At 62.4% G+C, this 26,608-nt stretch carries 19 protein-coding genes, 1 tRNA gene and 1 pseudogene; 5 read left to right on the forward strand and 16 right to left on the reverse strand.

What is annotated here, in order from left to right; all coding sequences use genetic code 11:
- Positions 1-5 precede the first annotated feature (5 nt).
- The 7 genes and pseudogenes from GBB11_RS07310 to GBB11_RS11060 all read right to left on the reverse strand — a co-directional run bounded on the left by GBB11_RS07310 (position 6) and on the right by GBB11_RS11060 (position 6,043).
- Positions 6-1,889 (reverse strand): cutinase family protein, encoded by a 1,884-nt coding sequence (locus GBB11_RS07310; RefSeq protein ID WP_151550178.1) that lies wholly within the window; start codon positions 1,887-1,889, stop codon positions 6-8.
- A 37-nt stretch (positions 1,890-1,926) separates the two neighbouring features.
- Entirely contained in the window at positions 1,927-2,331 is a 405-nt protein-coding gene (locus GBB11_RS07315; RefSeq protein ID WP_151550177.1) for a hypothetical protein, read from the reverse strand.
- A gap of 377 nt (positions 2,332-2,708) precedes the next feature.
- Positions 2,709-3,767: a hypothetical protein gene (locus tag GBB11_RS07320; RefSeq protein WP_151550176.1), complete on the reverse strand. Its 1,059-nt coding sequence runs from the start codon at positions 3,765-3,767 to the stop codon at positions 2,709-2,711.
- A 219-nt stretch (positions 3,768-3,986) separates the two neighbouring features.
- A complete protein-coding gene (locus GBB11_RS11050) occupies positions 3,987-4,439 on the reverse strand; it encodes a WhiB family transcriptional regulator (protein ID WP_151550175.1) in 453 nt (150 codons plus the stop codon).
- A 20-nt stretch (positions 4,440-4,459) separates the two neighbouring features.
- Positions 4,460-4,903 carry a hypothetical protein gene (locus GBB11_RS10940; protein ID WP_151550174.1) on the reverse strand — a complete coding sequence of 148 codons (444 nt, stop codon included), beginning with the start codon at positions 4,901-4,903 and terminating at the stop codon, positions 4,460-4,462.
- Between the two features lie 645 nt (positions 4,904-5,548).
- Positions 5,549-5,725, reverse strand: a pseudogene (locus GBB11_RS11055) (helix-turn-helix domain-containing protein); the annotation flags it as partial.
- A gap of 105 nt (positions 5,726-5,830) precedes the next feature.
- Positions 5,831-6,043: a helix-turn-helix domain-containing protein gene (locus tag GBB11_RS11060; protein ID WP_151550037.1), complete on the reverse strand. Its 213-nt coding sequence runs from the start codon at positions 6,041-6,043 to the stop codon at positions 5,831-5,833.
- An 81-nt stretch (positions 6,044-6,124) separates the two neighbouring features.
- On the opposite strand from GBB11_RS11060, the gene GBB11_RS11025 reads away from it, so the two are divergent.
- Positions 6,125-6,475, forward strand: coding sequence for a helix-turn-helix transcriptional regulator (locus tag GBB11_RS11025; protein ID WP_151550096.1), 351 nt, complete (start codon positions 6,125-6,127; stop codon positions 6,473-6,475).
- On the opposite strand, the gene GBB11_RS07345 is transcribed toward GBB11_RS11025, so the two are convergent.
- Positions 6,432-6,508 (reverse strand) — tRNA-Met (locus GBB11_RS07345). The genes GBB11_RS11025 and GBB11_RS07345 overlap by 44 nt on opposite strands.
- Before the next feature lie 278 nt (positions 6,509-6,786).
- Entirely contained in the window at positions 6,787-9,828 is a 3,042-nt protein-coding gene (locus tag GBB11_RS07350) for a UPF0182 family protein (protein WP_370513523.1), read from the reverse strand.
- Between the two features lie 251 nt (positions 9,829-10,079).
- Between GBB11_RS07350 and GBB11_RS07355 the strand changes: the two genes are divergently transcribed.
- Positions 10,080-10,619: a PPA1309 family protein gene (locus GBB11_RS07355; RefSeq protein WP_151550039.1), complete on the forward strand. Its 540-nt coding sequence runs from the start codon at positions 10,080-10,082 to the stop codon at positions 10,617-10,619.
- A gap of 139 nt (positions 10,620-10,758) precedes the next feature.
- Positions 10,759-11,448, forward strand: a complete 690-nt coding sequence (locus GBB11_RS07360; RefSeq protein WP_151550040.1) for a hypothetical protein — start codon at positions 10,759-10,761, stop codon at positions 11,446-11,448.
- Positions 11,449-11,485: 37 nt separating this feature from the next.
- On the opposite strand, the gene GBB11_RS07365 is transcribed toward GBB11_RS07360, so the two are convergent.
- On the reverse strand, positions 11,486-12,544 hold the full coding sequence (locus GBB11_RS07365) for a PDZ domain-containing protein (protein WP_370513522.1): 1,059 nt from the start codon (positions 12,542-12,544) through the stop codon (positions 11,486-11,488).
- 121 nt (positions 12,545-12,665) lie between these two features.
- On the opposite strand from GBB11_RS07365, the gene GBB11_RS07370 reads away from it, so the two are divergent.
- Entirely contained in the window at positions 12,666-14,183 is a 1,518-nt protein-coding gene (locus tag GBB11_RS07370; protein ID WP_225979263.1) for a zinc-dependent metalloprotease, read from the forward strand.
- 6 nt (positions 14,184-14,189) lie between these two features.
- Here the strand turns inward: GBB11_RS07370 and GBB11_RS07375 are convergent, their stop codons facing one another.
- On the reverse strand, positions 14,190-14,729 hold the full coding sequence (locus tag GBB11_RS07375; protein WP_225979265.1) for a SprT-like domain-containing protein: 540 nt from the start codon (positions 14,727-14,729) through the stop codon (positions 14,190-14,192).
- A 118-nt stretch (positions 14,730-14,847) separates the two neighbouring features.
- Here GBB11_RS07375 and GBB11_RS07380 point away from each other — a divergent pair, with 118 nt between their 5' ends.
- A complete protein-coding gene (locus GBB11_RS07380; RefSeq protein WP_151550042.1) occupies positions 14,848-15,765 on the forward strand; it encodes a TOMM precursor leader peptide-binding protein in 918 nt (305 codons plus the stop codon).
- Here GBB11_RS07380 and GBB11_RS07385 read toward each other — a convergent pair.
- The 5 genes from GBB11_RS07385 to GBB11_RS07405 all read right to left on the reverse strand — a co-directional run bounded on the left by GBB11_RS07385 (position 15,762) and on the right by GBB11_RS07405 (position 26,547).
- Positions 15,762-17,870, reverse strand: coding sequence for an ATP-dependent DNA helicase UvrD2 (locus GBB11_RS07385; protein ID WP_151550043.1), 2,109 nt, complete (start codon positions 17,868-17,870; stop codon positions 15,762-15,764). The genes GBB11_RS07380 and GBB11_RS07385 overlap by 4 nt on opposite strands.
- A 20-nt stretch (positions 17,871-17,890) precedes the next feature.
- Complete coding sequence (locus tag GBB11_RS07390) at positions 17,891-18,721, reverse strand: NAD(+) diphosphatase (protein WP_225979267.1); 831 nt, start codon at positions 18,719-18,721, stop codon at positions 17,891-17,893.
- 3 nt (positions 18,722-18,724) lie between these two features.
- On the reverse strand, positions 18,725-19,846 hold the full coding sequence (locus tag GBB11_RS07395; protein WP_151529602.1) for a TrkA family potassium uptake protein: 1,122 nt from the start codon (positions 19,844-19,846) through the stop codon (positions 18,725-18,727).
- A 73-nt stretch (positions 19,847-19,919) separates the two neighbouring features.
- Positions 19,920-23,378 carry an ATP-dependent helicase gene (locus GBB11_RS07400; protein WP_151550044.1) on the reverse strand — a complete coding sequence of 1,153 codons (3,459 nt, stop codon included), beginning with the start codon at positions 23,376-23,378 and terminating at the stop codon, positions 19,920-19,922.
- Positions 23,371-26,547, reverse strand: coding sequence for an ATP-dependent DNA helicase (locus tag GBB11_RS07405; protein ID WP_192796384.1), 3,177 nt, complete (start codon positions 26,545-26,547; stop codon positions 23,371-23,373). Before GBB11_RS07405 ends, GBB11_RS07400 begins: the two co-directional genes overlap by 8 nt.
- Positions 26,548-26,608: the final 61 nt, after the last annotated feature.

Raw genomic sequence — 26,608 nt, forward strand, 5'->3', positions numbered from 1 at the left:
TCGTCCTAGCCTCCAATCATCGACAGCGCCGAATTCACAGCGCCGGAGTCAAACAACGTTGCAGCTTGAGCAGTAGCACCGCCAAGATCAGGCACCGTGCTACCAGACGCATCCCCGACAGCGGCACGCACCCAATCCGCCGCAAAATCTGTCGCCGAACGCCCGTCATTGGTTACCGGTGTCGTCTGGTAAGCCCCAGAACCGATCGACTTCCACGTCGCGGCCTGCGTCGCGATCTCGGCCACCTGGGCATCCCCCAAACCCGCAGCTTTGATCTCATCGAACACCCGCAAAGCAACACCAGTAGCAGTCACCGGAGTGATGATCTTCAACGACGCCGCCGCGAGCTTCGCCGCAACCACCGGCACAGCCGCAACCGGATCTGCTGCACCAGCAGCAGCAATCTGCGCGAGATTCGTCGGAGTAACTACCTCTTTCGCAAACGTGACACCCGCCGCAAGCGCCATACCACCAAGCTGGAGACCAGACTGCACCAGTCGTTGACCCATGTCACCAAGGTCATGCGAACGGTCCGTTTCATTAGCGATACGCGCAATCATCGTTTGATCCGTGCTCTCAGCACGAGCAATCTCAAAGCCGTTAGGACCAAAGCTCAAATCATCTGCCAAGCTCTCCACCCCGCCGAGAACCACAGCCGGGCCAAGAGTATCCGCCACCGCCATCAGAGAACGCTGAGGATCATTCAGATCGATATTCCCTGCCGAAGCCGCGATGATCTTACGCAGCGGAGAGCTCGCCGGAATCGCACAGGTGGAATCACCCTCCATACAAAACGACATGACACGATCGTTCAAAGCACCAAACCCAGACGAAACCGGGCCAACGCTTCCGCCAGAGTTAGCAGCGTTAGTCAACGTCGCTACACCCGCCCCCTCGGGCGCGGTCAGCGATTCATTGACTTCGAGACCATCATCTAGCTTCGAAGTATTCTCTCCACTGGTCCCCGGAGCAGCAGCAGGAGACGCCCCGCCTCCAGCCACCAAAGGCTGATCCTCACCACGAGTTGGATCTGAGAAAAGAGCCACACCAGCTACTCGATCAGCCGGGAAACTCGAGGACCCCGAACCAATCTGCTTCGCAACCTCGTTTCCAACCTGCGCGCCCTCCGAGTACCCCATCAACACAACGCGTGTACTAGGACACTGCTGATGAATCTCACCGAGGACACTGTTCACGCGGTCAACAGCGACACTGACAGCCTCCGAGTATTCAGCCCGCTCTTCGCCGTTCACACCCGGGATATACCCACCCGAATCATCAAAATTCACATAGATACGCCCAACCTTCTGAGCACTGTCACCTGCATCTTGAGCAGAAGAAGGAGAAGAAGACACCGACGACTCCGCTGCTAACGTAGTCTGCCGAGAATTCTCGGCGGTTACTTCCTCCCCTTCCTCCGATGCCAAAGTCTCAGATTCAGATGCACTCTCACCCCATAGTGAATCACCAGCACGACTCAACGACGAGGAAGAGTCCTTCACTGCATCATCTGATCCATCCTGCCCAGAGGTCCACAAGCTGTCGCTATCAAGACCACTGCCAGTCGAGGAACCACTCTCCTCGGTAGGCTCAACCGAGTCATCAGAAAGAAAAGCCCCAAACCCAGCGGATTTATCCTTCACATCACCGTCGTTCGAAGCCATCACTTTCTCCGACACGCCGGAGAAGAATCCAGTATCCGTGTCCGCATCAGCAACAGAATCGAAACTTGAGTTGATTAGGACCATCTGAATTGCAGGACACTGCTCGCTCGCAGCAACATCATTCTTTGATACCGTCACATCCGGCTCCGCCGCCGCCAGCGGCGTCACAGCTGTGACCAAGGCAGTCGCAGATAAGCTCGCGACCAGCGTTGAAAAAGCTCTCATACTCTTTACGCCTTACTTAAATTCCAAGCCCCGCCCGCTAGGGCTGGGCATCTATTTTCTTGATCCGCCACTGCGAGGACCCTGGGACTTTCTCGCCAGCGACTCTCTGACGGAAGGTAGTGACCTCACCGTCCGGCGAAGTCACCTCCAAATCGATATCGACCACCCCATCAACCTCCGGCTGCATAACCACGCACCACGAAGTGTCATCAGGGGCAGCCTCGGGCAGAACTTCTTCCCACTCAGTAGCCGCAAGCCCAGAATTCGCAGACACGGTCGCCAAAAGCGCATCAACATCACGCTCGTAATAGGCAGTCTCGAAAGCAACGATCGTCTCCCGCAGTCCCTCACGAGACGCCTTAACAACCGTGCCCTCCTCACCTGAAGAGCACTGGCCCGCATACCCCACCTCATCGGCGGTATCTAAGCTAGGTTGCGTCATCGAAGTCGCAGTGGGCGGAAGCTCAGTGTCACCACCACGAGTAGTCAGCGCTATCACCGAACCCACCACGGCCGCAGTACCTAATGAGAGTCCACCGATTACTAGAGCTAACGTTCTCAACGACGCCCAACGACGATCATGATCCGAAGTTTCCGTTTTGCGTTTCTTAGGCTTACCAGCCCGCTTCTTATCCTTTTTCGGAGGCAGTGCCCGTGGGGATACCGGCTCACCATCATCGGTGACTGGCCTCAGCGGTGTCGTCGATTCCGCATCCTCAGCCTTAGACCCCTCAACGGGATCACGATCGTCATCATGATCTTCAACGGCAGAGCTTTTACGCTTCGATGCCTGCTCAAGCCAGTTATCCCCCATGCGCGCTACACCTGCGAGCCTTCAGACGCGGTATCCACATCAAAGGAAGCGTCCACACTGACCCCAGCAACGTCCGCCTGCCCCGAACCAGGTGCAGCCGCAACAGCAGCATCGAACGCCTGAGACCGCACCTGCTGATCAACACCAGCAGCCACGCTATTCAGTTCACGAACCTCCGCAGGGACCATCCCAGCGATGTGTCCAGTGATGCGGGCAACTTCCGAATCAAAAGCCGCCCGCGCCTGAACAACCGGTTCAAAATCACGGCCACTTACAGCCACGTCAAAACCTTTGCCACGAACGTGCAGCGACTCAGCAGGAACATCGACCACCACAGAGCTATCCCCTACCTCGGCAGAGGCCTTCCGCACATTCCAATTCGGGTCAACGCTCACTTCAGCACGCCCCTGACCGGCAGCAGCCGCAGCCGAAACCTTTCCAGTCAACCCCACAGGCTTCTCAACAGCCTCAACAGGAGCAGGGGCAGGGGCAGCAACCTCGATCTCAGCCACATCCCCCTCGTCAGCGACAGCGGGGGCCTCAGGGTCAGTTACAGTCTCCTCGGAAACCTCCGTCACCGGAGCTACCGGCGCCGAAGGCTCAACAGCCGGTTGCGTCTCCTGAGCAACCGGCGCCACCCCCTCAGTCAGCTCAGTATTTTCCACCGACGGTGCTGGCGCTGCAGTCTCCGTGCCGGGCTGTGCCACCGGCTCAACATTCTCAGCCGACGGCTCCGGCACCTCAGTTTCAGTACCAGGCTGAACAGCGTCACTGTCGGCCTCGGCCTCCGGGGCCTCGGTTTCAGTGCCGGGCTGTGCCACCGGCTCAACATTCCCAGCCGACGGCTCCGGCACCTCAGTTTCAGTACCAGGCTGAACAGCGTCACTGTCGGCCTCGGCCTCCGGGGCCTCGGTTTCAGTGCCGGGCTGTGCCACCGAAGTCTCCGTACCCGGCTGAACAACAGGCTCAGAAGCAGCATCTTCCGCCATCGCTAGCGGCGCCCCCACAAACAGCCCGATTGTGATACCCGCTACCACTCCACTGACACGCTTAGGCATTTTCATCTACAAATCTCCATTTCATGAAAGGATGGAGACGGTCCGTACCGGCTATCCAGCCCATACAGACCATCCCCTGATAAGGGCCCCGCCCTCAGCGATGGACTGCAACCCCTGCTGAGGGCGGGGTTTTCACCGTCAAATGACGACGCTGTTATTCAACGATCGATCTAAGAAACTATTAAGGCGACGCCCCCGATGGAGGGGACTCAACCGAACGATGTATCATTCAGCGTGGACCCGCTGCTCTTGCCCGACCGCGAAAGCAGCGGGTCCCTTCGTCCCAACTGCCTGTCGCACCAACCGCTTCAATTCAGGGCGCGCCACGGACATTCGTTCATGCAAAACACGTCGAGACTCATACGGACGCTTTGAAGCATCCTCATAGACCTCGCCACCCCAAACACCTGAAGTTTCTGGCAGCATGTCAGCAAACAACCCACACAAATCCCGCACGGGACACTTTTCGCATATGGCAACCGCCCTAGCTTGTCGTGCACGCGCTTGCTTCCTCGTCTCAGCGGCTGAGGCCGCATCCCACAGATACGGCGGATAATCCCCGCTAGCACACATCCCGACCGTCAACGCGAGATACACGGTACGTAGCAGCCGCACATCCGACCCCGGGCTATTTTGATACTTCATTTTTCTCACTTCCGACCTAGTGAAAACCAACATTCAGACAACACTGACCGCGCTCATCGCCCACCTCGTCGAGTCTTAGAACCGAGAACAATCCCATGCTCGGCAAGCAACTCACGACGGCGCTTAGCTGCCGCTAGCCGTTCTTCTGCGGAACGCTCGCTTTCCGCAGCCACCACCTCGCTTTCCTGCTCTCGCTCCGAGAGCAAAGCATCACGACGCTCTAGACGACGTTTGCGCAGCTCATCCCTACTAGGCGGGGCGGCATCAACCGGCACATCATCACGCAAACGAGCGATCACCAGCCCAGTCATGTTGCTCACCTGATCCGGCAGAGCCCGACCGTCCAACACCTCCCGGATCCGACCCGGCTGCCACCCAGCCTCTAAACGCTCACCCAGATATCCCGCGATCTGGGAAATCTTGCTCGGCGGCAACTGCTCCGCCATACGGGACGGCAGACACTCAAAAACCACATCCCAATCCGCTTCATCGGCCACAGGCCGCGAAACAGACCCTAAAATGCGTCCAGGTGCGCCTTCAGTGGACGCACGCACACTTTCCGTACCCGACCCCTCAGGCGGGTAGCTCGACACTCCAGACGGCGCCTCAGTGCGCCGTCCGTCGACGAGTGAAGCCCCGCCAGGGCCAGACGACACGCCCGACGACGTCTCAGCGGGTCCCCCCTCGGCGGGCGAAGCCTCGCCGGAAAACGACGAAGGATCAACCCCCTCAGGGGCGCCAGCCCCTCCTGCCCCTGCCCCCTGCCCGTCCGCCTCCTCGGCGTGCTCATCGCGTAAGCCGTCGGCAGGTACAGGTACAGGAATGGTTAGTTCTTTATGACAGGTTCTACGGGTGACACCGTTGTCACCCTGGAAATGCACAGATTGACACCCTGGGATTTCCAGACTGTCAGATTGGCACCCTGGACTGACCTGCGGTTTTACATCGACCCCAGATTCCAGGGTGTCAGATTGACTCCCTGGGGCTGACCTGCTGTTTTTCTGTTTCGGACGAGAATCGTACAAACCCGCCATCATGCCCGCCAGATCAAGGTGATAGACATTCGACGCCTGCCGAGTAACACCATTCGCGGTGCGATACCGGCGCCGCTGAGAGCTCACCATCCCACCGGACTTCAACGCCGCAATATGACGCATCACAGTGCGCTCGGACTGACACGTGCGATGCGCGATCTCAGTAATCGACGGCCAACAAACCCCCGAGGCGTCCGCTCTATCCGCCAAAGCCATCAAAATCATCTTCTGGGCAGGCTGAAGCTCCACATGATTGAGCACAATGCCCATCTCAACAAAACCCATTACGACCACTCCCCTAGCGCGACCAGGGCAACACGTGCTAGCTTCGAAACATCAGTGATTCCCCCTTCGCTGTATTCGCCCTCCGCCCCCACGGAGGGCGCTTTTTTATGCCCCAGCACGGCCAGCCTCCAAGATTTCTTCGATATCTCGAACTGCAATACGCCATTGACCGCTAGGGAGTTTCAACGAATTGGGCAACTTCCCCTTCTTAGCCCACGACTGCACAGTCCTTCGCGACACGGAAGGAAGCAGCGCGGAAGCCTCAAGCGGCGTGATCCACTCTCTATCTGCACTGTCGTGCGTTTTACGCATGTTCATACGGATAAGAGTTCCACACTGCACACCGTGCGTCAAGCGCACACCTTGCGCACATTGCGTGTCGTCTGTATGTTGATAGGCATGAACAAAACAATTAACGACGAAAGGCGTGCCATACGATCTCGAGGCCCCGATGAGTGCGTCGGCATCACGATCAATCAGCTACTTTTCACAACGCGAACAAGTCGTCGGCAGCTGGGGGATGCATTGGGGATCTCAGGCCCCTCGGTCGGGCGAAAGGTTCGTGGGGAGATCGGTTGGTCGCTAGACGACCTCTACAAGGCGGCAGATTTCTTTGATGTAGACATCACTGACCTTCTCCCCCAGAAGGTGCCAGCGCAGCAAGAAACCCCCGACTTCCAATCGGAAGCCGAGGGTTCTCGGAAAGTGGTAGCGGGGGCAGGATTCGAACCTACGACCTCTGGGTTATGAGCCCAGCGAGCTACCGAGCTGCTCCACCCCGCGTCGGGTGCATATATGCACTTGTTGCTGTTCCATGCCTTGCGGCCTGTCTCAGCGACGTGTGATTACTATACAGAGGAATAGCGCAGCATCCAAATCGCTCTGTGTACTGCGAATTCTCGGCACTACCTCGCTGGGATAAACCACGCTAGACAGCCCAGCCCATACCCCGGCGCGCACCACCGCACACACTTCCCCAAGAACCACCCCAAACACCAGCGCCCACAACCCCGCAGGGCTGTGGGCGCTATAAGCGGCGTACTACCTAGCGTTATAGGGCGCTAGTTCTGGTAGTTCTCCTGGTAGTCACGCACCGCATCATCGAGTTCGTCGAGGGCACGACCGTACTCTTCGTTCGAACCATTGCGGGCGTCTTGCAGGTTCTCGAGGGCGCGGTTGATGCGATCAATGGCTTCGCCCTGATCACCGCTTCCGCTAGCAGGACCGCTCGGGGTGTCCGTGCTGTCATCCTTCTTATCCTCGGCGGATGCCTCCTCGTCCTTCTTCCCGTCCTCGGGCGTGGCATCGTCCTTGCCAGCGTCGACGGTCTCGGCCTCATCCAGGTCGGCAGCTTCCTTCGGGTCGATACCCACTTGGTCGAGGGCCTCGGCGATGGTGGGCGCGTAGCCCACCTTGCCGTTATAGGAGATCAGTACGCGGAGCAGCTTCGGGAAGGCCGAGGCCTGGTCCTTACGCTGGGTGTACACCGGCTCCACGTAGAGGATCTCTCCCCCGCCCACCGGCAGGGTGAGGAGGTTGCCGTCGATCACCTTGTTGGTGCGCTCCCAGAGGGAACGGTCACGCGCGATCTGATCGGAGGAGATCATGGTGTCCTGTGCCTGGCGCGGGCCCTGCGTCTGGGTGTTCGTCGGCAGCACACGCAGCGTGATGTGGCCATAGTTGTCCGGGTCGGAGGACACCGCCATGTGTGCGGAGAGGAACTCGCGCTTCAGACCACGGAAGGAGGTGATCATCTGGAAGCTGGGCTTACCCGTCTTCGGATCGGCGGCCACCACATAGTAGGGCGGCTGGGCCAGTTGGCGTCCCTCGTTGCCGCCAGCTTGTTCGCTGGTGCGGGTTTCCGTTGCGGTCGGATCCGTGGGCACAGACCAGAACGCATCGTTGTTGAAGAACACGCCCGGATCATCCACGTGGTAGCGAGTCATCAGCTCGCGCTGCACCTTGAAAAGATCCTCGGGGAAGCGCATGTGGTCCATGATCTCCGGAGAAATCTCGGACTTCGGCTTCACCGTATTCGGGAAGATATCGCTCCAAGCCTTGAGCACGGGATCCTGCTCGTCGAAGGCATAGAGCTGGACGTCGCCGTCATAGGCGTCCACCACTGCCTTCACCGAGTTGCGGATATAGCTGACCTGATCGTTAAAGAGCAGCTGGTTAGTTCCCTCGGGGTTGCGGGCATCCTCGGTGACGTTGGTCAGCGAGGTGCGTTCAGCATAGGGAAGGTTCGCGAGGGTGGTGTAGCCGTCCACGATCCACTTGATGCGTCCATCCACCACAGCCGGGTAGGTCTTGGAGTCGGTGGTCAGCCACGGCGCCACCTTCTTCACGCGCTCGCGCGGGTCACGGTTGAAGATGATCTTCGAATCGCTGCCCACTCGATCGGAGAGCAAGAGGTTGAGCTCCTGATAGCGCAGCGCGAAGGCAGCGCGGTTGAACATGTTGCCCACGTCCACACCGCCCTTGCCGTCGTAGGTGAAGCGGTCGGTGTCGGTGTCGTACTCCACTGGGCCGGCGCCGGTATCGCCCACGATGGAGTAGTCCACATTGGCGGGGACCTCACTGATCACTGGGCCGTAGTAGGTACGTGGCTGCTTCGCCTCGATACCGAGCTTCTTTACTTCTTCATCGTTGCGGTTTTGCTTCAGCGCCTGCAGATCGGAGACGTTGTACACGGGATAGCCGCCGCGGGTGGATCCCACATCGCGGGCCACCTCATCCACCTGGTTGGCGGGGGCGGCGATGAAGCCATTGCCGTGGGTGTAGACGGTGTGGCGGTTAATCCAGTCGCGCTGGTTATCACTCAGCGCGTTCGGGTCCATCTCGCGGACGGTCACCACATAGTCGCGCAGCTCCCCGTCGGTGGTGTAGCGGTCGATGGCGAGGGTGTCGGGGAAGCCATAGAAGTTACGCAGCTGTTGCTGCTGGGTGAAGGTGGCGGCAAGCACCTCGGGGTCGAGGAGGCGGATATTGGACAGGGTGGCGCGGTCATTCGCCACCTCTTCGTCAGTAGCGCCCTTCGCTCCCCAGTTCTCCATGTAGGTGACGTTGTCGTCGGTGAGGTTATAGGCGTAGCGCGTGGAGTCGATATTGCGCTGGATGTACTCGCGCTCCTTCTCCGCACGGTTCGGCTTCACCGAGAACTCTTCAATAATCAGCGGATAGGCCGTCCCGATCACCACTGCGGAAAGCACCATCAGGCCGGTGGCCAGCGCGGGAATGCGGAGGTCCTTGAGCACCACCGCGGAGAAGAACGCAATGGCCACCACGATGCCGATCACCATGAGCAGGATCTTGGCGGGAAGAATGGCGTTGATGTCGGTGTAGCCACCGCCGGTAAACGTTTCATTCTTACTAAATAGCAGCGAGTAGCGCTCGAGATAGTAGCCGGCTACCTTCACCAGCATCCACAGCCCAGCGGTCACGGTCAGCTGCACCTGGGCGGAGGTGGAAATAGAGGCACGCACCCCCGTCATGCGGTTACCCACACGGATACCTCCTAGGAGGTAGTGCCCGATGAGGCCGATGAAGAACGCGATGATGAGAAATACCGACAGGTAGGACACGATCAGCTGCAGCATGGGCAGCACAAAGGCGTAGAAGCCGAGGTCGTGGCCGAATTGCGGATCGGTTTCCCCGAAGCTTTCTCGGGAGAAGAACATCAACACGGTGCGCCACTCGCGCTGCAGCGCGAAGCCGCTGAACAGTCCCAGCAGCACCGGCAGCCCGGTGAGCACACCCCGCAGGGAGGATTCCAACACCTTGCGGTATTGGTGGATCGGGTTATTCGGATCGATCGTCTCGAGGGAATCGGGGCGATTTTTATAGGTGACGTATCCGGCGATGAACGCTATGCCCCCGGCGAGGATGGCGCCCACAAAGAACAAGGCGATGCGACTGAGCACTACCTTGGTGAACACTCCGGTGAAATCTACTTCCTGAAACCACAGCCAGTCGGTGTAGAAGCCGACGACCATGGGGGCGATCACCACAAGAGCGATAATGATGCCTAAGGTCCAGCTGAGGGCCTTCGGTGGGCGTTTAATGGGCGGGCCGGACGAGGGCCGCTTATTCGACAACGCTATTCTCCTTGATGCACATTGTTAGGTTAAGTCACGCTCTATCAACTACGGTTCCCGTACCGTTGGGCGCGGGAGTGAGTCCGTGCGAGCGTGGGCGAGGCCAGCCAACGGATGCGGTGCACATAGTGACGTGTGTGGACCCCCTCATGCTGCTCGAGGACGTCCCGCAGCCACACCCAGCTCCGGCACATCTCACACTCATATCTACCAAAACTGCATAGACAGTTCACCACATTACGTAATCCAAGGAAGCCATGAGCAATCACGACGAATCTGCAGCCACCTATCTTCTGCCGCAGGCCCTCAACAAGGCCATGCTGGAGGCAGTCGAGTTCATCCACGCCGAGGGCTGGGACGCCACCCCTACCCTGTTCGCGCTCGTCCCTCGCGAGAGGCTTATCGACGCTCTCCCAGAGGACATCGATGACTCGCCCTTCGTTCTCGTGGTGCAGGATAATCTTCCCGAGCACATCCAGCCGGGCTCCGAGGAACTCGGCGATTATATTGCCCGCATCATGTGGCCCGAGGGCGTGGAGGGCGCGGTACTCGCCCAAGAGATCATGTTTAAAGACAGCGCAGAGCACGCGGATACGACGGCCCGCCCGGCGCGGCTGTTCTCCGGTGTGGTGCGCGGCGGAAGCGATCTGACTCTGCTGCAGCTGCGCCCCACCGAAGAGGAGCTGGAGGCCAAGGGGGCCTTCGCGGAGGACGATATTGAGCTCCGCGGCGGCGCCGGGGTGGCCCCGGGCGTGATCGCCGCGCTGCGCTATTCCTTCGAGGAGAATGTGGACTAGGCCCCGCGCCCACCGCGGGCACAAGATTCCAAGCGGCCCTCATGCGTGAACTAGCATGGGTGGTGCGCTGTGCTCTAGGTCAATGTTCTTATATAGCGTGCGCATCGATTGTGCATCCACGCGGAGGAAAAACACTGTCATGAAAGATTCTCGGATTCTGGCCCTGATGGCACTCGCCCTCACTGCTGCGCTCACGGCGGCGGGATGCTCGGATTCGGGCGAGGCCTCGGATGTAGCGGAGAGCTCCTCCAGTTCCACGACCTCGACCCGCACCTCGGAAACATCCTCGGCAGAAAGCGACGACAGCACCGAGACGGCGTCGACAAGCACAACGAGCAGCACCGATACACGGGACTTTAAGGATGCCTCCATCGGCAAGGCCTATGAGAAGTACGGCGATCTGGCGCCGCGCGAGCTCTTTGAGCAACTCAATGACTGCCAGCCGAATGGCCTGCCGAATTCGATTACGTGTACCGGCCCGAAGGTGGGCACGTTCCAGTTCATGAGTTCCAAGCCGAAGGCGATGTCGGTGATGCAGGCGCTGACCGAGTTTTCGAATTCGCAGGTGGTGGACAAGTCCGAGGATCGCGTGGTCGGCTGGTCCATTATGGGCACCACGGCGATTGTCACCGTGGTGAATAAGGACAAGGGCCTGATTCTGCAGCAGATGGTATCCACCGATGATGTGGATCCGGAAGAGCGCATCTATGAGCTGGGGCTTGCCGAGAAGCCCGGGACCGCGGAGAGCGAGCCGACGGAGCCTGAGGAGCAGGACTCCGATAACGCGGCTGCCGCCGACGAGGAGAACAACGCGGACTCCGAGGAATAAGGACTCAGTCTCCTAGAACTGAAGGCCCAGGCGGCGGCTATCCACAGGTGGGATAGTCGCCGCCATTTTTATAGGCCTTCATGGACTCGATGGCGCCGGCGAGATCGGTGACCTTAATGATGTCCATATCGCCGTGATCGCCCTTGAGCGCCTCCGCACAATTGGCTTCCGGGGCGAGGAATACCTCCGCACCCGCATCCCGGTGGGCGGCCGTGACCTTATGCTGGATGCCGCCAATGGGGCCGACGGTGCCGTCATTACTAATGGTGCCGGTGCCGGCGACATGCAAGGAGGCATTAATGTCTTCGGCAGATAGCTTCTCCACCACGGCGAGGGTGAAGATCAGCCCCGCGGAGGGGCCACCGACGTCCTCGAGATGGAAATCCACATCGAGGTTGTCGCCCGGAACTGCGCTCATCACCACGCCCAGCAACGGCGTGCCCGGAGCGCGGGGGTTGTCCCCCAGCTCGACGGTGATGGCCTGTTCTGTGCCGTCCTCATTACGCAGGGTCACTGTGACCTCATCGCCCACCTCATGAGATTGCACCGCCTCGCGGGCCTGCTCGGGCGTGGTCACTGGGGTGTCATCGATAGCGAGCAGCACCTGGCCTGGCTGCACCTGCCCCTCGGCGGCGGAGTCATCGGCCACGGAGAGCACCTCTACCTCGGTGGGGCGATTGAGATACCCCATCGCCGCCACCACCGCCGCCGATTCGGAATCCACAAAGGCCTGCTGGTTGATCTCACGGACTTCTTCTTCCGTCTTATCCCGTGGAAACACTGCCTCGATCGGCACGATCGTGTCATCGCTGAACAACCAGCGACCCATGGTTTGGGCCAGCGACATATTGTGGCGCACCACCACCGTGGTCATATCGAGGTTGCCCGTGGTCGTCTGGGTGGGCGCTCCCGTGATCTCCACGACCGGCTCCCCAGAAAACTCTGCGAGCACATCGTAGGTGGGGCCGGGCCCCTCGGCGGCATAGGGCACCGTCAGCGAGATGTCGGTGCCAGGAACGTGATCGAGGTTGGCGAGCACGGCGAGCACCACCACTGGAATGGCGCCGTAGGTCAAGGTGCGCTTACGAGGATTCACGACTGACCACATTACCTTCCCCACAGCACGAGGCTTCAACGCTCGCGGCCCGCGCCCTGTTCGCTCTCAGCGTGGCTGTCTCGCTAGCAAGCGCAACTCCGTGCGCGGTAGATTTGGTGCCATGAGCCGTAACGGATTTGGATTTTCCTTTGGTAATGAAGACGATGACGATGACCGCCGTCGGGATGACCAATCGCCCTTTGGCATGTTCTTTTCCGGAGGCTCGGGGGATGACCCCAAGTTTGTATCCGGTGGATTAGGCGACATGCTCAACCAGTTTGGGCAGATGCTCAGCGATATGGGCTCGAGTATGAACGACCCCAACTCGGAGGGGCCGGTGAATTATAGCCTTGCCGAGCGTATCGCCCGCCAAGCCGCGGGTTCACCGGGCTCGGTACGGGCGAATGACGCCGAGGCCGTCCGGGAATCGGTGCGGCTGGCGGAGCTCTGGCTTGACGACGCCACCCAGCTGCCCACCTCGGAAGCCTCGGTGCAGGCGTGGAACGCCCACGATTGGCTCGAGCACACGCTGCCCATGTGGAAGCGTTTTGTGACGCCTGTGGCCGAGCAGATGAACGAGGCGCAATTCGATAATGTGCCCGAGGAGGCCAAGGAGATGATCGCGCCGATGCGCGGCATGCTCTCTCGGATGTCCTCCATGAATTTCGGTATGCAATTGGGTAATGCGCTCGGCGAGCTTGCCACCCAGGCGCTCACCGGCTCGGACTTTGGGCTACCCGTGGCCCCGCGCGATACCACCGCGGTGCTGCCGCAGAATCTGCAGACCATGTCCAAGGATCTGGGAGTACCCGCCCAGGAAGCGCTGGTCTATCTCTGCGCCCGCGAAGCCGCCCGGCAGCGCCTATTCAAGCACGTGCCCTGGCTGGTGGAGCGTCTCGTCTCCTCGGTGGAGGAGTACGCCGCTGGTCTCGTGATCGACACCTCCAATGTGGAAGAGGCGATGCGCGAAATCCAGACCGAGGCCCAGGACCCCGAGGGCATCCAGGAGGCCATGGCCCGGTTGCAGGGCATGGACCTCTCCCCCACGGTCACCTCCCGCAACGCCGCCGCGGTCAGCCGTTTGGAAACGATGCTCGCTCTCGTCGAGGGCTGGGTGGAGCTCGTGGTCACCGAAGCCATGGGCGATCGCGTGCCCTCGACCGCGGCGATGAATGAGGCGTGGCGCCGCCGGCGCGCCACCGGCGGCTCCGCCGAAAAGGCCTTTGCCAAGGTGGTGGGCATCGAATTTGCCGCCCCCAAGGTGGCCGAGGCCCAGGAGCTGTGGCGCCGCGTGGAAACCGCTGTGGGTATCGAACGCCGCGACGCGGTGTGGGATCACCCCGACTTCCTGCCCGTGGCCGAGGACTTGGATAACTCCGCCGAGTTCATCGACGGCCTGCTGGATTCCGAGGACTCCGGCGATTTCGATCCCATCGCAGAGATCGCCAAGCTCGAAGAGGAACTCGCCCGCGAGGCCGAGACCACGGACTCCGGCTCTGAGGATGCAGAGGCTAAGGACGCCGAGGACACCGACTCCGGCTCCGGTTCCGGTTCCGCGGATGCGGACGCTAAGGACAGCGACAATAAGAACACCGACGATAAGGACGAGGATGATAAGGACAGCGGCCGCGACGCCTAGCCTCCGCTAAGCATCCGGCTCCTCCCCGCGGAGCGGACGCTCGTCCATAAAGCTGAGGGCTTCCAAAAAGCCCTCGGCTTTTGCCGTGTGTGGGTAGCGCTCTACCCACTGCCGAAACTCGGGGCCGTGGCCACCGGGAACGAAGGTGTGCACCATTTCGTGCACGATCACCGCATCCACCACATAGCTGGGCAGTGGCTGCAGCCGGTGACTGAGCCGGATCGTGCCATCGGCGGAGGTGGTGGATCCCCAGCGCCGGCGCTGATTGTGCACCCAGCGGATGGAACTGGCCCGCGCCCGCCCCTCCAGATAGCGCTCATTGAGCTCCGCGGCGCGGCGTTCTAAGGCGGTGTCATCCTTGAGCTGGCCGCGGGAGCGCTTCGCTTCGACTCGGCGCAGCAGGGAGGCCACCATCTCGCGCTCTTGGCGCGCCGTCAATCGGGCGGGAATGCGCACCACATAGCCATCGCCGCGGGCCTCGATGGCCGCGGTTTTCTTTCTTCGCGCCGATCGAATGACTGTCACTGCGGGCTGCTCTGTACTCACAAGCACGCCAGTGTAGTCCGCTCGGCTGCGCGGGGCGGGTGAGTGTAGTAGAACTATCCCCAGACACGGCGGCCACGGCCGCAGCCAGTGCAGAACGGGGTTTCGGGGGGAACGTCTTATGCAAGCACCAGCGGAGCATCACGACACCGCAGCACCGCACGCCACGGTGCGCCTGCGCGAGGGCATTTCTGTGTTCATCCGCCCCTGCGGGGCACTGCAATTCGGGCAAAACCCACAGACCGCAGTGGTCATCGACGAATTCAGCCCCGTCATGGGCGCCACCATTGCCCGCTGCTTCCGCCGCGTCCATCGAGCAACACCGCGCACCCAGCTCAGCACCTGGCTCGAAGAGTCCGGTATGGCCGGCAGCGCGGCGCGTTCGCTTATCGACGATCTCCTCCAGCACCGCATCCTCGAAGCCTGCCCCGACAGCGGCCGTACCGCGAGCCTCATCGGGCGCTCTCCCCTCGCCACGCAGGTGGCGGGCGTGCTCAGCGCCACGGGCGTGAGCCTGCACCGACCCCAGCACCCAGATTTTCTCGCCCCCTTCGTGCACGATATTGCGCAGCTGGCCACCCACCCGGTGCTGGTGATTGATGAGATCAGCCAGCACCGCTTCCTCGCCCCGCTGCTCACCCAGCTCATCGCCGAGGAGCAGCCACTGATTGTGGTGGACGTGATCGACGGGCACTATTGCATCGGCCCGATGCGCCGCGGCACTCGCGGGCCGTGCCCCTTATGCATGGAGCTGTATCGCAGCGACGCCGATCCCGCATGGTCCGATATCGTGGCCCAGCGCGTCCCGCACAAACTTCAGCCCAGCCCCATCACCACCACCGCCACCGCGGCAGTCATCGCGGCCCTCGTCCAGGCGGTCCACGAGGGCAGCCAGCCGGAGCTGGTGCGCGCCGGCACCCGCTGGACGGTCACCCACACGGCGGTGCAGGAAGATACGGTGGCGGCCCATCCGATCTGCCCGGTGTGCTTCGAGACCTCCCAGCGGCGGCCGCGGCCGAGAACGGCGAGTGAGGGCTAGCGCAGCTCGTCGAGAAGCTGCAAGAGCGACTCCCCGAACTGCTCCACCTTCATCGGCCCGATCCCTGAGATATCCAACAATTCGGCTTTGGTGGAGGGCATCTCCTCGGCGATCGCGGTGAGGGTGGCATCGGTGAACACGATATAGGCGGGGGCGTTGAGCTCCTCGGCCTCGGCGCGACGCCACTGCTTGAGCCGCTCAAAGATCGCCGCATCCGCCCCCGAGGGGCAGTCCTCGTGGCGGCCAGCCACCTTGTCCTGCGGGGTCAGCAGCGTGGTGCCGCATACTCGGCAGCGCTTGGAGCGCTTGGAGCGCGGCGGCACAGAGGACAGATCCACCTCCGGCACCACCCCATCAAGAAAGCGACTTCGCTTCCGCGAGGCACGCCCGCCCTCTTTGCGGGCCAGCGCCCAGGAACAGCTCAGATGCTCACGGGCACGGGTAATGCCCACATAAAACAGGCGGCGTTCCTCTTCGATGGCCTCGTTGCCGGCCTTGATGGCGTGGCTGATCGGAATGGTTTTTTCCACCAGTCCCACCACAAACACGGCATCCCATTCCAAGCCCTTGGCGGCGTGCACGGTGGCGAGGGTGACGCCCTGCACGGTGAGATCCTGCTTCGCGGCGGCGCGCTGATGCACCTGATCCATCACGGCCTGCAATCCCCAGTGGGGGTGGGAGGACGCGAGATCCTCGATCACATCCGCCAGTGCTTTCAGCGACTGCCAGCGCTCCCGCTGCTTCGCTCCTTCCGGTTCCTTCTCGCTGAGGCCCACATCGGCAAGCAGATCGCGCACATAGCCTGTGAGCTCCACGCCGCTGGGCCCGATGCGCTGCAGCTCCTCTTCGGCCACACCAGCGGTGCGCTCCACCTGAATCTGGCGGTTGAACTTCTGCGCGGCGCGCACCAGCAGCGCCATCGCTTGGCGCACCTCCGGCCGCTCATAAAAGCCTTCGCCTTGCTGGACTTGGTAGGGGATACCGGCGTCGGCAAGCGCCTGCTCATAGATGGGTGATTGGGCGCGAATACGAAAGAGCACGGCCATCTCCGAGGGCGGTACTCCCTGCTGCATCAGCTGCTGGATTTTGTCCACTACCCCACGGGCCTCGGCGGATTCATCTGGGTAGGACTGAAAACTCGGCGCGGGACCCGAGGGGCGCAACCCCTCCAGCTCCAGCCGGGTACCGGCGATGCGGCCGCTGGCGCGCGCGATCACGCTATTGGCCACGGAGGTGATCTCCGGGGTGGAGCGATAGTCGCGTTGCAGGCGCACGGTGGTGGCCTGGGGATAGCGGCGCGGGAAATCCAGCAGGTAGCGCGGGGTGGCGCCGGTGAAGGAATAGATGGTCTGGTTGGCATCGCCCACCACGGTGAGATCGCTGCGATCCCCCAGCCACGCCTCCAACACCCGCTGCTGCAGCGGGGTGACATCCTGGTACTCATCAACCACGAAGGTGCGGTACTGATCGCGGAACTCCTCGGCCACCGCGGGCGCGTTCTCCAGCGCCCCAGCGACGTGGATGAGCAGGTCATCGAAGTCGAGCAGCACCCCGTCCTTGGTGTTTTTTAGCTGCTCATAGCGCTCATAGGCTTGGGCGATCTTAGCCGGATTCGCCGGGGCGGTGCGCAGCGTCTTTTCCACCTCCGCGGGATAGGACTCGGGCGTGAGCAGGCTTGCTTTGGCCCAGGAGATCTCGCCCAGCACATCGCGGATGGATTCCGTGGAGGTATCCAGGCCCACTGCCCGCACCGCTCGGGCCACCGCGCCGAATTGATTGTCCAGCATCCGCCACGGCAGATCCCCGGCGATCGAGGGCCAAAAATAGGCCAGCTGGCGGCGTGCTGCGGAGTGAAAAGTACGGGCTTGGACGGCCGCCACCCCCATGCTGCGCAGCCGCTCCCGCAGCTCCGCGGCGGCACGGGTGGTAAAGGTGACCGCCAGCACCCGGTTGGGCGAGACCATGCCCTCGTTCACGAGATTGGCGATGCGATAGGTGATGGTGCGGGTTTTGCCGGTGCCCGCGCCGGCCAGAATGCACACGGGGCCGCGGGGCGCCGCGGCGGCGCGGCGCTGGTCCTCGTCGAGGTCATCGAGGCTGAACATGGCGTCGAAAAGCACCTTCCCTAGGGTTGAGTTCTAGTTGTTGAGGCGCGCAGCGCCTCGAAGAGCCTACCCGCCGCCCAGGCATGCATCATGCTGTGCGCAATCGAGCCCACGCGCGGCTGCGGGAAGCGCTGCTCGCGAATATCGCTCGCGCTCACCCAGCGGGTCTCACGCAGCTCATTGTCGGTGACGCAGTGGGCCTCCACATCAGCGGTGGTGCCGTACATGCCCAGCATCAGCGAGCCCGAGAGCGGCCAAGGCTGGCTGGCCACATAGCGCACCTCGTCGAGACGCCGGCCGGTTTCCTCCAGCACCTCCCGAACGAAGGCGGCCTCGATGGACTCGCCCGGTTCCACATAGCCGGCGATAAGCGAAAAATACTGCGAGCGCTGCGCATTGCGCCCGACGAGAATGCGGTGCTGGTCGAGCAGCTCCACCACGCCGATCACGGCAGGGTCGATGCGCGGAAACACCCAGCCACTACTCCCCCGCGCCCGGGCGGAGTCAGCGGCATAGTCCAAGGCGGAGCCATCGGCGGGGTGAAAATGAGTGCTGGCCTTGGCCTTCACCAGGGCGAGGGCCCGCAGCAACTCTCCTTCCCCGGCGATCGAGCCCTCCCAGAACTCGGGATCACCGGGACCGCACAGCGTAGCTCCCGCTGCCGCGGCGCGCTCGAGGGCGGCGGCATCGGCCTGCACGGCATAGAGCTGGCGGCGCTTATCGACGCTCACTCGCTGTCTCATCGCCTCAGCACTGATGCCGCAGCGGCGCAGATCGGCCGCGTCGAGCTGTGCCGCGATGGTGTGGTGCGGGCCAACGAGAAGGTAGCGATCGGCAGACTGATCCGGCACGGGCTAGGTACTTTCTCCGCGCGGCGGCTCGGTATCGGGGATATCCGCGGAGAGCACGCGGCGCACATAGAGCAGCCGGTCGCCGGGCTCGACGGATTCCGCCTCCTGGGCGTCGATGCGGTAGAGCTTGCCGGAGCGCACCACGCCCAGCACAATATCGGCGAGGTGGCGGGGGTTGGCGCCCACCTCGTCTTCTTTGACCATGCGCTCGGCGATGGAAAAGCCTTCGCCCGGGGAAAGAAGATCTTCCATCATCTCCACCACGGGCGGAGTGACGGTGGCCAAGCCCAGCATGCGGCCGGCGGTCTCGGAGGAGATCACCACCGAATCGGCGCCGGATTGCTCCACGAGGTGAAGGTTTTCGGACTCACGTACCGACGCCACGATCATCGCCGAGGGGGCGATTTCGCGCACCGAGAGGGTGATGAGCACCGCGGCATCGTCTTGATTGGGGGCCACCACCACGGCCCGAGCACGAGAAACTCCGGCCAACTTGAGCACATCGGATTTCGTGGCATTGCCTTGAACCGTCACGAGGTTGTGCCCCGAGGCGCGCTCGAGTGCTTGGCGGTTGGTATCAACCACCACGATCTGTCCGGGCGGCACACCATCGGCCAGCAGCGCGGTGACTGCGGAGCGTCCCTTGGTGCCGTAGCCGATGACCACTGTGTGATTGCGCAAGCGCTTCCTCCATCGTTGGATTTGTAGGGTGCGGCGGGATTCCTCGGTGAGCACCGCCAGCGTCGTGCCCACCAAGAGGATCAGGAAGGCGATACGCAGCGGGGTGACCACAATGACGTTGAGGAGGCGGGCCCGGTCGGTCACCGGGGCGATATCACCGTAGCCGGTGGTAGAGAGCGACACCACCGAGTAGTACAGCGCATCGAGAAAGGACAGCGGCTCGGTGTAGCCGCCGCTATCGAAGTACACGATCACCGTCACCGTGAGGATGAGCACGATGGCATACACCACGCGGCGCGCAATGAGCAGCCACGGCGAGGAGCGCCTGTCCTCCGGGATGCGGATGATATTCAGCAGTGCATAGTCCGGCAGATCATCCAGCTCGGTGGGGCGGCGTACCACGGGTTGCCTCGCGCGGGCTCGGGATCCGAACCTTTTACGCATTCTCGCCACGGCTATATCCTTGCTGCTTGGTTGCGGGGGTCATCAGTGGTGGGCACTCGCCGGCTGCACACGCTCAGTCTGTCGTGCCGATACCGTCAGTGTGCACCAGCGCGGCGAGCTCATTCTCATCGGGTAGCTTACTCGGTTCGAGAGTGTGATCGTAGGCGATGTAGTGGAAGGCTGCACGCACCGAGTCCGGATCGATCTCTCGACCATATCGCCGCGACAGCAGCCGCGCCCAGGCCAGCCGGTACACGGCGAGCTGGATCTGCGCTGCCTGCATGTCCGCGCCTGTGGGCGGGCGGCCTGTCTTCCAGTCCACCACACACCAGCCGGACTCTTCGTCCGTACCGAAGTGGAAGATGGCGTCGATGCGCCCGCGCACCATGCTGCCGCCGAGTGAGATCTCGAAGGGGTATTCCACATAGGTGGGGGTGCGCTCCGCCCACTCGCTGGCGAGGAATTTCTCCTTCAAGTGCTCGAGCTCCGCGCCCTGGGGATCGATCTCCTCCCCCGCCCCGGGCAGTTGCTCATCATCGAGCAGCGAGGTGGCACCGAAGCGATCCTCGATCCACTGGTGCAGCGCCGTGCCCCGCTTGGCATAGGCATTGGGTTTGAAGGGCACTGGGCGGTGCTGGCGGCGGGCGAAATCCGCGGGGCTGGACTTCAGCGACACCAGATCAGAGGTGGAGAGCTCATGGCTGAGCTCTACCTCCACCACGGGCCGAGCGGCGGCCTCATGTTCGGCGATGAGCGCCTCCACCTCCTGCTGCCACAACTGGCTGAGCTCACTGGAGTTGGCGGGAAGATCCTCCCAGCGGCGGTGGCGGGCCGCCTCCACGGCCGTGGCCGCCGCATCGAGAATGTCCTCGCTATAGCTGGCGATGCCGTGGTTGAGCGCCAGCGCCTGGGCCTTTTCTTCCTTCCACAGCCGCGGGAAGCGCAGATCCGTCGCCGGGGCCGCTGGGGTGGTGCTTTCCTCGGCGGTGGCGGCGGCAGGATCCGGCTCCTCGCTCTCACTGCTGTCGTACCAGTGCACCACGGATTCGGGGGCGAGTTCTTTGAGCGCCGTGAAGTGCTCGAAGGGCGTGGTCTCCCTGCTCGTCGGATCGGCGTGCGCCGCCCCGCTGACGATCAGCGTGTTTTCGGTGCGGGTGATAGCCACGTAGAACAGGCGCACCACCTCATCGAGATAGCCCCGCCATAATTCATCGCGGTGTTCGGTGATCGCCGCGTCCGCCTCGTTCTGGCTGGTGACTCCCTCGAGGTCCAGCACGGGCACACCATTGGGGTTCTCCACCCCGGCGATATCGGTAATCACGGCATCGCCGCGCAGCACGGGGGGCAGCTCCCCGACCGAGTTGAGCCAGTTATCAAACCTTTTTTGCCTGGTTTCCCCATCGTTGTAGGTGCTGTTATCGCAGTGCAGCACCGCGACGGTATCCCATTCCAAGCCCTTGGCTTTGTGCACGGTGAGCAGCTGCACGCGGTCGCTGTGGACGGCGATCTCGGCACGGTCGAAACCGCGCTCGTGCTCTTTCGCCAGCTCAAAGTAGCTCAGCATGGACTGCAAGGAGGCCCCGGGGGTGCGGCTAAACTCGGCCACCTTCTCGGCGAGCTGGTTCAGGTGCGCCACCCCGGCGCTGCCATCGCTGTTCGGATCGCGGCGCACAAGCGCTTCGGTACGGATGGAAAATACCCGCTCGATATCGGCGATAATGTCCGTCAGTGGTTTGGATAGCGAATAGGAGCGCAGGTAGCGCAGTTTCGAGGCGAGCTCGGCGAGCCGTTGGTAGCCCTCCTCGCTATAGCGCTCCGGTTCCCCGAGGTCCGCGATGGCGTCGACAAGCCCCACATGGGCATCGGGTTCATCGCTGAGCGCTTGGTCGATGGCGGCGCGGAGTCGCTCCAGCGGATCGGGCGAGCCGAGCCGTTCATCCTCTTCTACCTCGCCGCTGGAATTCACTCGGCCGGCAATATTCTCGGTGCGGCGGTGGAGCGCCTTGAGATCCTGCACCCCGAGATTCACCAGCGGGCCACACAGCACGCGGACCGCGGCCTCATTATTCTCCGGGGAGACGAGCATGGTGGCGATGGCGAGCACATCCGCTACTTCCGGAACCTCCAGCAGCCCGCCGAGGCCAACGATCTCATAGGGGATACCGCGCTGGGCCAGGGCTGCCGCCATCGCGGCGATGTGGTGGTTCTTGCGCACCAGAACGGCGCCGGTGAAACGCTCTCCCGCCTCCTGCTTGTCCTGGAAGCTTTCGGCAAGACGCCCAGCGACATACTCCACTTCCTCCTCATAGGTGCGAAACCATCCGAGGGCGATATCGCCCGCCGCGGCCTGTGGCCGGGAACTGAGCTTTTCGACGCTGCGCTGCTGCCCATCACGCTCCAACACGGAGGCGGAGACGGCATTGGCCAGCTCGAGCACGCTACTCGGGTTGCGCCAGGAGGTTGTGAGCTGGCCGTTCGGTGCCGGCGAGGTACTGCCATCCTCCGCGATGCGGGGAAAGTCTGTAGCGAATTGGTCCAGATTGGTGGAAGTGGCGCCACGCCAGCCATAGATGGCCTGCATGGGATCGCCCACAGCGGTAATGCTCAACGCGCGGTCGGTATTGCCAAAAAGATGGGACAACAGCACCCGCTGGGCATTGGAGGTGTCCTGGTACTCATCGAGCATGACTACCCGGAATTTCCGGCGTTCGCGATAGCCCACCTGGGGATATCTTTGGGCAATGCGGGCCGCCGCAGAAAGCTTCTGCGCAAAGGTGGCCACATTATCGCGCTTCATGCGCCGCCGCAGTTCCCGCACCAGCGGCAGATAGTCCTGGCGCTTCGTCATCGCCGTGACAAGTTTTTCGACATTCCCCGACTTGTACTGCTTTTTCTGCCGCGGGCTGGTCTCGAGCCCGTCGATGAGCGAAATATAGTCGCGCTGCGCCTCCTGCAGATCCGCGGGATCGACAAGGTGGGAATCGAGTGCCGACATCAACGCCAGGGTGGAGTCGATAGCCGAGCTGACGCTGGGATCGCTGGCGATCGCGGTGGAGTGCTCCCGCACCACCTCATAGCAGTACTGGTAAAGCTCGGTCTCGGTGATCAGGCGCGCAGATGTTTCGATGGGCAGCAAGAGGCCGTACTCGGCCACAAGATCCCCACAGTAGGAATCGTAGGTGGCTACCTTCGGTTCGATACTGAGCTCGCGGCCCTGCTCATCCACCGCGAGCCCGAGGGTGTTTTTCAGCGTGGCGAGGTTCCGGCGGATGCGCTGTTCCAGCTGGCCGGCGGCCTTGCGGGTGAAGGTGAGTCCCAGAACCTGATCGGGGCGCACCAGCCCATTGGCCACCAGCCAGACCACGCGCGCGGCCATGGTTTCGGTTTTACCGGCGCCGGCACCGGCCACCACCAGCAGTGATCCTTGTTCCGCACCGATCACCGCTGCCTGCTGCTCGGTCGGTGCATAGGGCTGCTGCAGTCGCTCCGAGAGCTCACGGGGAGACAGCCGCGGATTGTTCTGCTTAGGCATTGAAGATGCTCCTTCCCTGATCCTGTGCCGGGCATACCGCCTTCAACGTGCAATACGTGCACTGCTTCTCATTGAGCTCAGCCCGCACCCGCGGCTGTGCTTTCTCCCGCGCCAGCGCCATGAGTGTGTCCTCAAAAGCAGCGAGTTGCTCCTGATCGAGCCGTGCTTGCTCGCGCGTGGTGACCTTCTTGGTGCTGGTGCCGGGATAAACCAGCACGGCGCCCTCCCGCTCGAGTTCAGGGTCCTCGGGGCGGCGGGTGGCGAGATTCCCTTCCGCATCGAGGCGGGCGTGCGCTACGGCCACTTGATAAGCCGAGAGCTGCGCGTGATCGGCGGCATCTTTCTGGGCAATGGCCTGAGCGGAGGACTTATAATCCACCACCCGCAGGCTATCGCCACTGCGGTCGATACGATCCAGCCGGCCGGAGATCATCACATCATGCTCGCCCTCCGTGAGATGGCCGACGCGCACCCACGCCTGCCGCTCGGTACCCACCAAAGTGGTCGCGGCATTAGCAGAGTGGATCCACGACAGTGTTTTATCGAGCATGGTGCTAAACCGCGCGATCTCCGCCTCCTCTCTCCACGCTGCATCATCGAGCTGCTGAGCAAAGGCATGCTCCACCAACTCGCGCGCCACGCTCTCCTCGGCGCCATTATCAATGGCTTCGGCGAAGGCGTGCACGAGCGTGCCGGTGATTTGGGGGCTGCCACTGGCGGAGTCAGCGAACTTCGCCACGGTGCCGTTGAGGGGGCAATCAAGGCTCTTTTCGATGGTGGAGGGGGATAAACGGATGGTGTCCCCGGCACGCACCAGAGGCTCAGTAGTAGAGGCCGCCCGCATGCCCCACCACTCCTGCGGGCTGGCCCCCAGTACGCCGGCCTCCGCTAGCCGCGCGAGATGATACGCGGCATGCTCGCGATCCGCTGCGGGAGCGTGCGGATTTTCCAGGGTGCGCCGCAGTTCCGCGATCACACTCGAGGTGGACAGCATACGCGGATGAATGGCGCGCACCGCCCCAGCATCCTCGGATGTGCTGGCGGCAGTCTCGGCGCTATACACCCGCATGCTCACCGGGGTGGCAGCGAGGAAACGGGAGGGCTCGGTGGTTCCATCTTCGCTCTCCGTGTCATCGATCGCCATGATGTAGAGCTGTTCGGTCGCTCGAGAGCAGGCCAAGCTGAGCAGACGGCGTTCTTCTGCTTCCCGCTCGGCCGTGTGGGTCACATACACCCCAGGGTCGATGTCCTCGTCTGTGTAGTTGATCAACTCTTCCTGGCCGAATAGGGTGCCCGTTTCTCCCAGCTGCGGCCATGCACCTTCATTAACCCCTGCAACGATCACGAGGCGAAAGTGCATGCCCACGACCGAGTGGGCGGTAAGGATGGTGACGGCATCTGTTTTCGCGCCGCGCCGCTCACGGGTGAGCGAAGGAACATCGAGGCTGTCGATATAGGAGATGAAGCTGGAAAAGGAGGCCCCGGGGCGACGCTCGGTATAGTCGCCGGCGGTATCAAACAAGGCCATGGCAGCGTCGAGATCCTGATCCGCCTGGGAGCCGGACGCTCCGCCGCGAAGCGAGACCGCCTGCAGGTGCTGGGCGAGGCCGGTCGCTTCCCACAACGCCCACAGCACCGCCTCAACGGACTCGCCGCGTTCATAGGCCGCCCGCCCCGCTTCGAGCACCTCGGTAGTGCGCTGCAAAATCTGGGTTTCCCGCTCGGTGAGGCTATCGCGAATCTCGGCGTTTTCCGGCGCGGTATAGCCTGGGGCTTGGGGAAGCAGGAGATCCTCGAGTACCTCGATGGCCCGGCGGCTACCGCCGTGGCGTTTTTCTGCGGCACGCACACCGCGCAGCAGGCGGCGGTAGGTGACCGGATCGGCGCCACCGACGGGGCCGAGGATGAGCTCGCTCAGCTCGGTGCTACTGATACGGCTCAGCAGGCTCCGTGCGGCGATAAGCAGGCTGGATACCACCCGCTGTTCCTTGAGTACCATCGCCGAGTTGTCTACGTGCACGGGGACACCGGCGATCAATAGCGCCCGCTGCAGGCTACCGATCTCCCCTGAACTGCGCACGATCACTGCGATATCGCGCCACGCCACCGAGTCGAGCAGCCCGGCGCGACGTACTCGGTCCGCGATGAAGTCGTGGTGGCTGCGGGCATCAGCGGCCACCACATACTGCGAGCGCGCCTGAACCTGAGGCTCCGTCAGCTCGATGGTGTGCTCGGCGTGGTAGTCGATGAAGAAGTCGGGATCCGCGCCACGGAAGTGGAACACGGAGTGCTCTGGGTTGCCGCCGAGCACCATGAGCGTGGTGTGCGGGGTGAGCGCCTCGATCAACCCAGCTGCCTTGGGATCGAGATTCTGTGCGTCATCAATCAGCAGATACCGCGCTGAGCGGGCCACCTGTTGGGCGAGCTGCTCATCATCAGTGATGAGGCGGTGAGCTTCGGCCAGCAGCTCGGAGGCATTGAGTGAGTCTTGGCCAGACAGCGCCATGGTGTGGCGATACTCCCGCAAAAACTGCCCCGCAGCAGACCATAGAGGGCGGTCCCAGTCCTCGCCGAGCTGCTCGAGGTCTGCGGCACCCAGACCGCGCTCTTGGGCGCGCAGCAGGAAGTCGCGCAGGCCGCGGGCGAATCCGACGAGCTCGAGTGCCTCGTGCTGCTCTTCCGGCCAGTAGGCTCCGCCGCGCTCGCGGTGGCCGTCGAGAAGCTCGCGGATCACGGCATCCTGCTCGGCGCCGGTAATCATGCGGGGCGAGGTGCCAATATCGCGCTGGCGCGCGGCCCGGACAATGGCGAAAGCCAGGGAGTGAATAGAGCGCACGAGCGTTCCTGCGGAGGCAAAGCCTTCGGCGCGGCCACCCAGCAGAGAAGAGAGCTCGCTGCGGTGATAACTCGCCGTCTCCTTGGCGGTGGTGATCAGCGCAATCTCCGCCGGATCCACACCCGCGTTGATCAAGCCCACCACCGTATCGCTCAAAGCGGAGCTCACACCCGTGTTGGCGGCGCCGATGAGCTTCACGGTGCCTGTTAGTTCGGCGTGCACCAGCTCATGCACGGCCGCAGACCACGTCCTACGAGGGGTTTCTCGCGGACCGGGGTAGGTGACTGTCACCGTGGGGTTCGGTGGTGGGGCCATCAGCGGGGTGCTATTCATGCCCATCATTCTTGCAGAGGTAGTGGACACTCACAGCGAATTGCCCCTCGACAACTAAGAA

Origin of the sequence: Corynebacterium sp. 74A, assembly GCF_008930665.1 — a bacterium.
Lineage (GTDB): Bacteria > Actinomycetota > Actinomycetes > Mycobacteriales > Mycobacteriaceae > Corynebacterium > Corynebacterium megadyptis.

What these genes read in the sequence shown, in the direction of transcription:
- GBB11_RS11060 (WP_151550037.1), bottom strand. Translation starts at nt 6,043, where the DNA reads ATGAACATGCGTAAAACGCACGACAGTGCAGATAGAGAGTGGATCACG.
- GBB11_RS07395 (WP_151529602.1), bottom strand. Translation starts at nt 19,846, where the DNA reads ATGCGTAAAAGGTTCGGATCCCGAGCCCGCGCGAGGCAACCCGTGGTA.
- GBB11_RS07380 (WP_151550042.1), top strand. Translation starts at nt 14,848, where the DNA reads ATGCAAGCACCAGCGGAGCATCACGACACCGCAGCACCGCACGCCACG.
- GBB11_RS11050 (WP_151550175.1), bottom strand. Translation starts at nt 4,439, where the DNA reads ATGTTGGTTTTCACTAGGTCGGAAGTGAGAAAAATGAAGTATCAAAAT.
- GBB11_RS07360 (WP_151550040.1), top strand. Translation starts at nt 10,759, where the DNA reads ATGAAAGATTCTCGGATTCTGGCCCTGATGGCACTCGCCCTCACTGCT.
- GBB11_RS07385 (WP_151550043.1), bottom strand. Translation starts at nt 17,870, where the DNA reads ATGTTCAGCCTCGATGACCTCGACGAGGACCAGCGCCGCGCCGCCGCG.
- GBB11_RS07405 (WP_192796384.1), bottom strand. Translation starts at nt 26,547, where the DNA reads ATGAATAGCACCCCGCTGATGGCCCCACCACCGAACCCCACGGTGACA.
- GBB11_RS07315 (WP_151550177.1), bottom strand. Translation starts at nt 2,331, where the DNA reads ATGACGCAACCTAGCTTAGATACCGCCGATGAGGTGGGGTATGCGGGC.
- GBB11_RS07400 (WP_151550044.1), bottom strand. Translation starts at nt 23,378, where the DNA reads ATGCCTAAGCAGAACAATCCGCGGCTGTCTCCCCGTGAGCTCTCGGAG.
- GBB11_RS07355 (WP_151550039.1), top strand. Translation starts at nt 10,080, where the DNA reads ATGAGCAATCACGACGAATCTGCAGCCACCTATCTTCTGCCGCAGGCC.
- GBB11_RS07320 (WP_151550176.1), bottom strand. Translation starts at nt 3,767, where the DNA reads ATGAAAATGCCTAAGCGTGTCAGTGGAGTGGTAGCGGGTATCACAATC.
- GBB11_RS07310 (WP_151550178.1), bottom strand. Translation starts at nt 1,889, where the DNA reads ATGAGAGCTTTTTCAACGCTGGTCGCGAGCTTATCTGCGACTGCCTTG.
- GBB11_RS07370 (WP_225979263.1), top strand. Translation starts at nt 12,666, where the DNA reads ATGAGCCGTAACGGATTTGGATTTTCCTTTGGTAATGAAGACGATGAC.
- GBB11_RS11025 (WP_151550096.1), top strand. Translation starts at nt 6,125, where the DNA reads ATGAACAAAACAATTAACGACGAAAGGCGTGCCATACGATCTCGAGGC.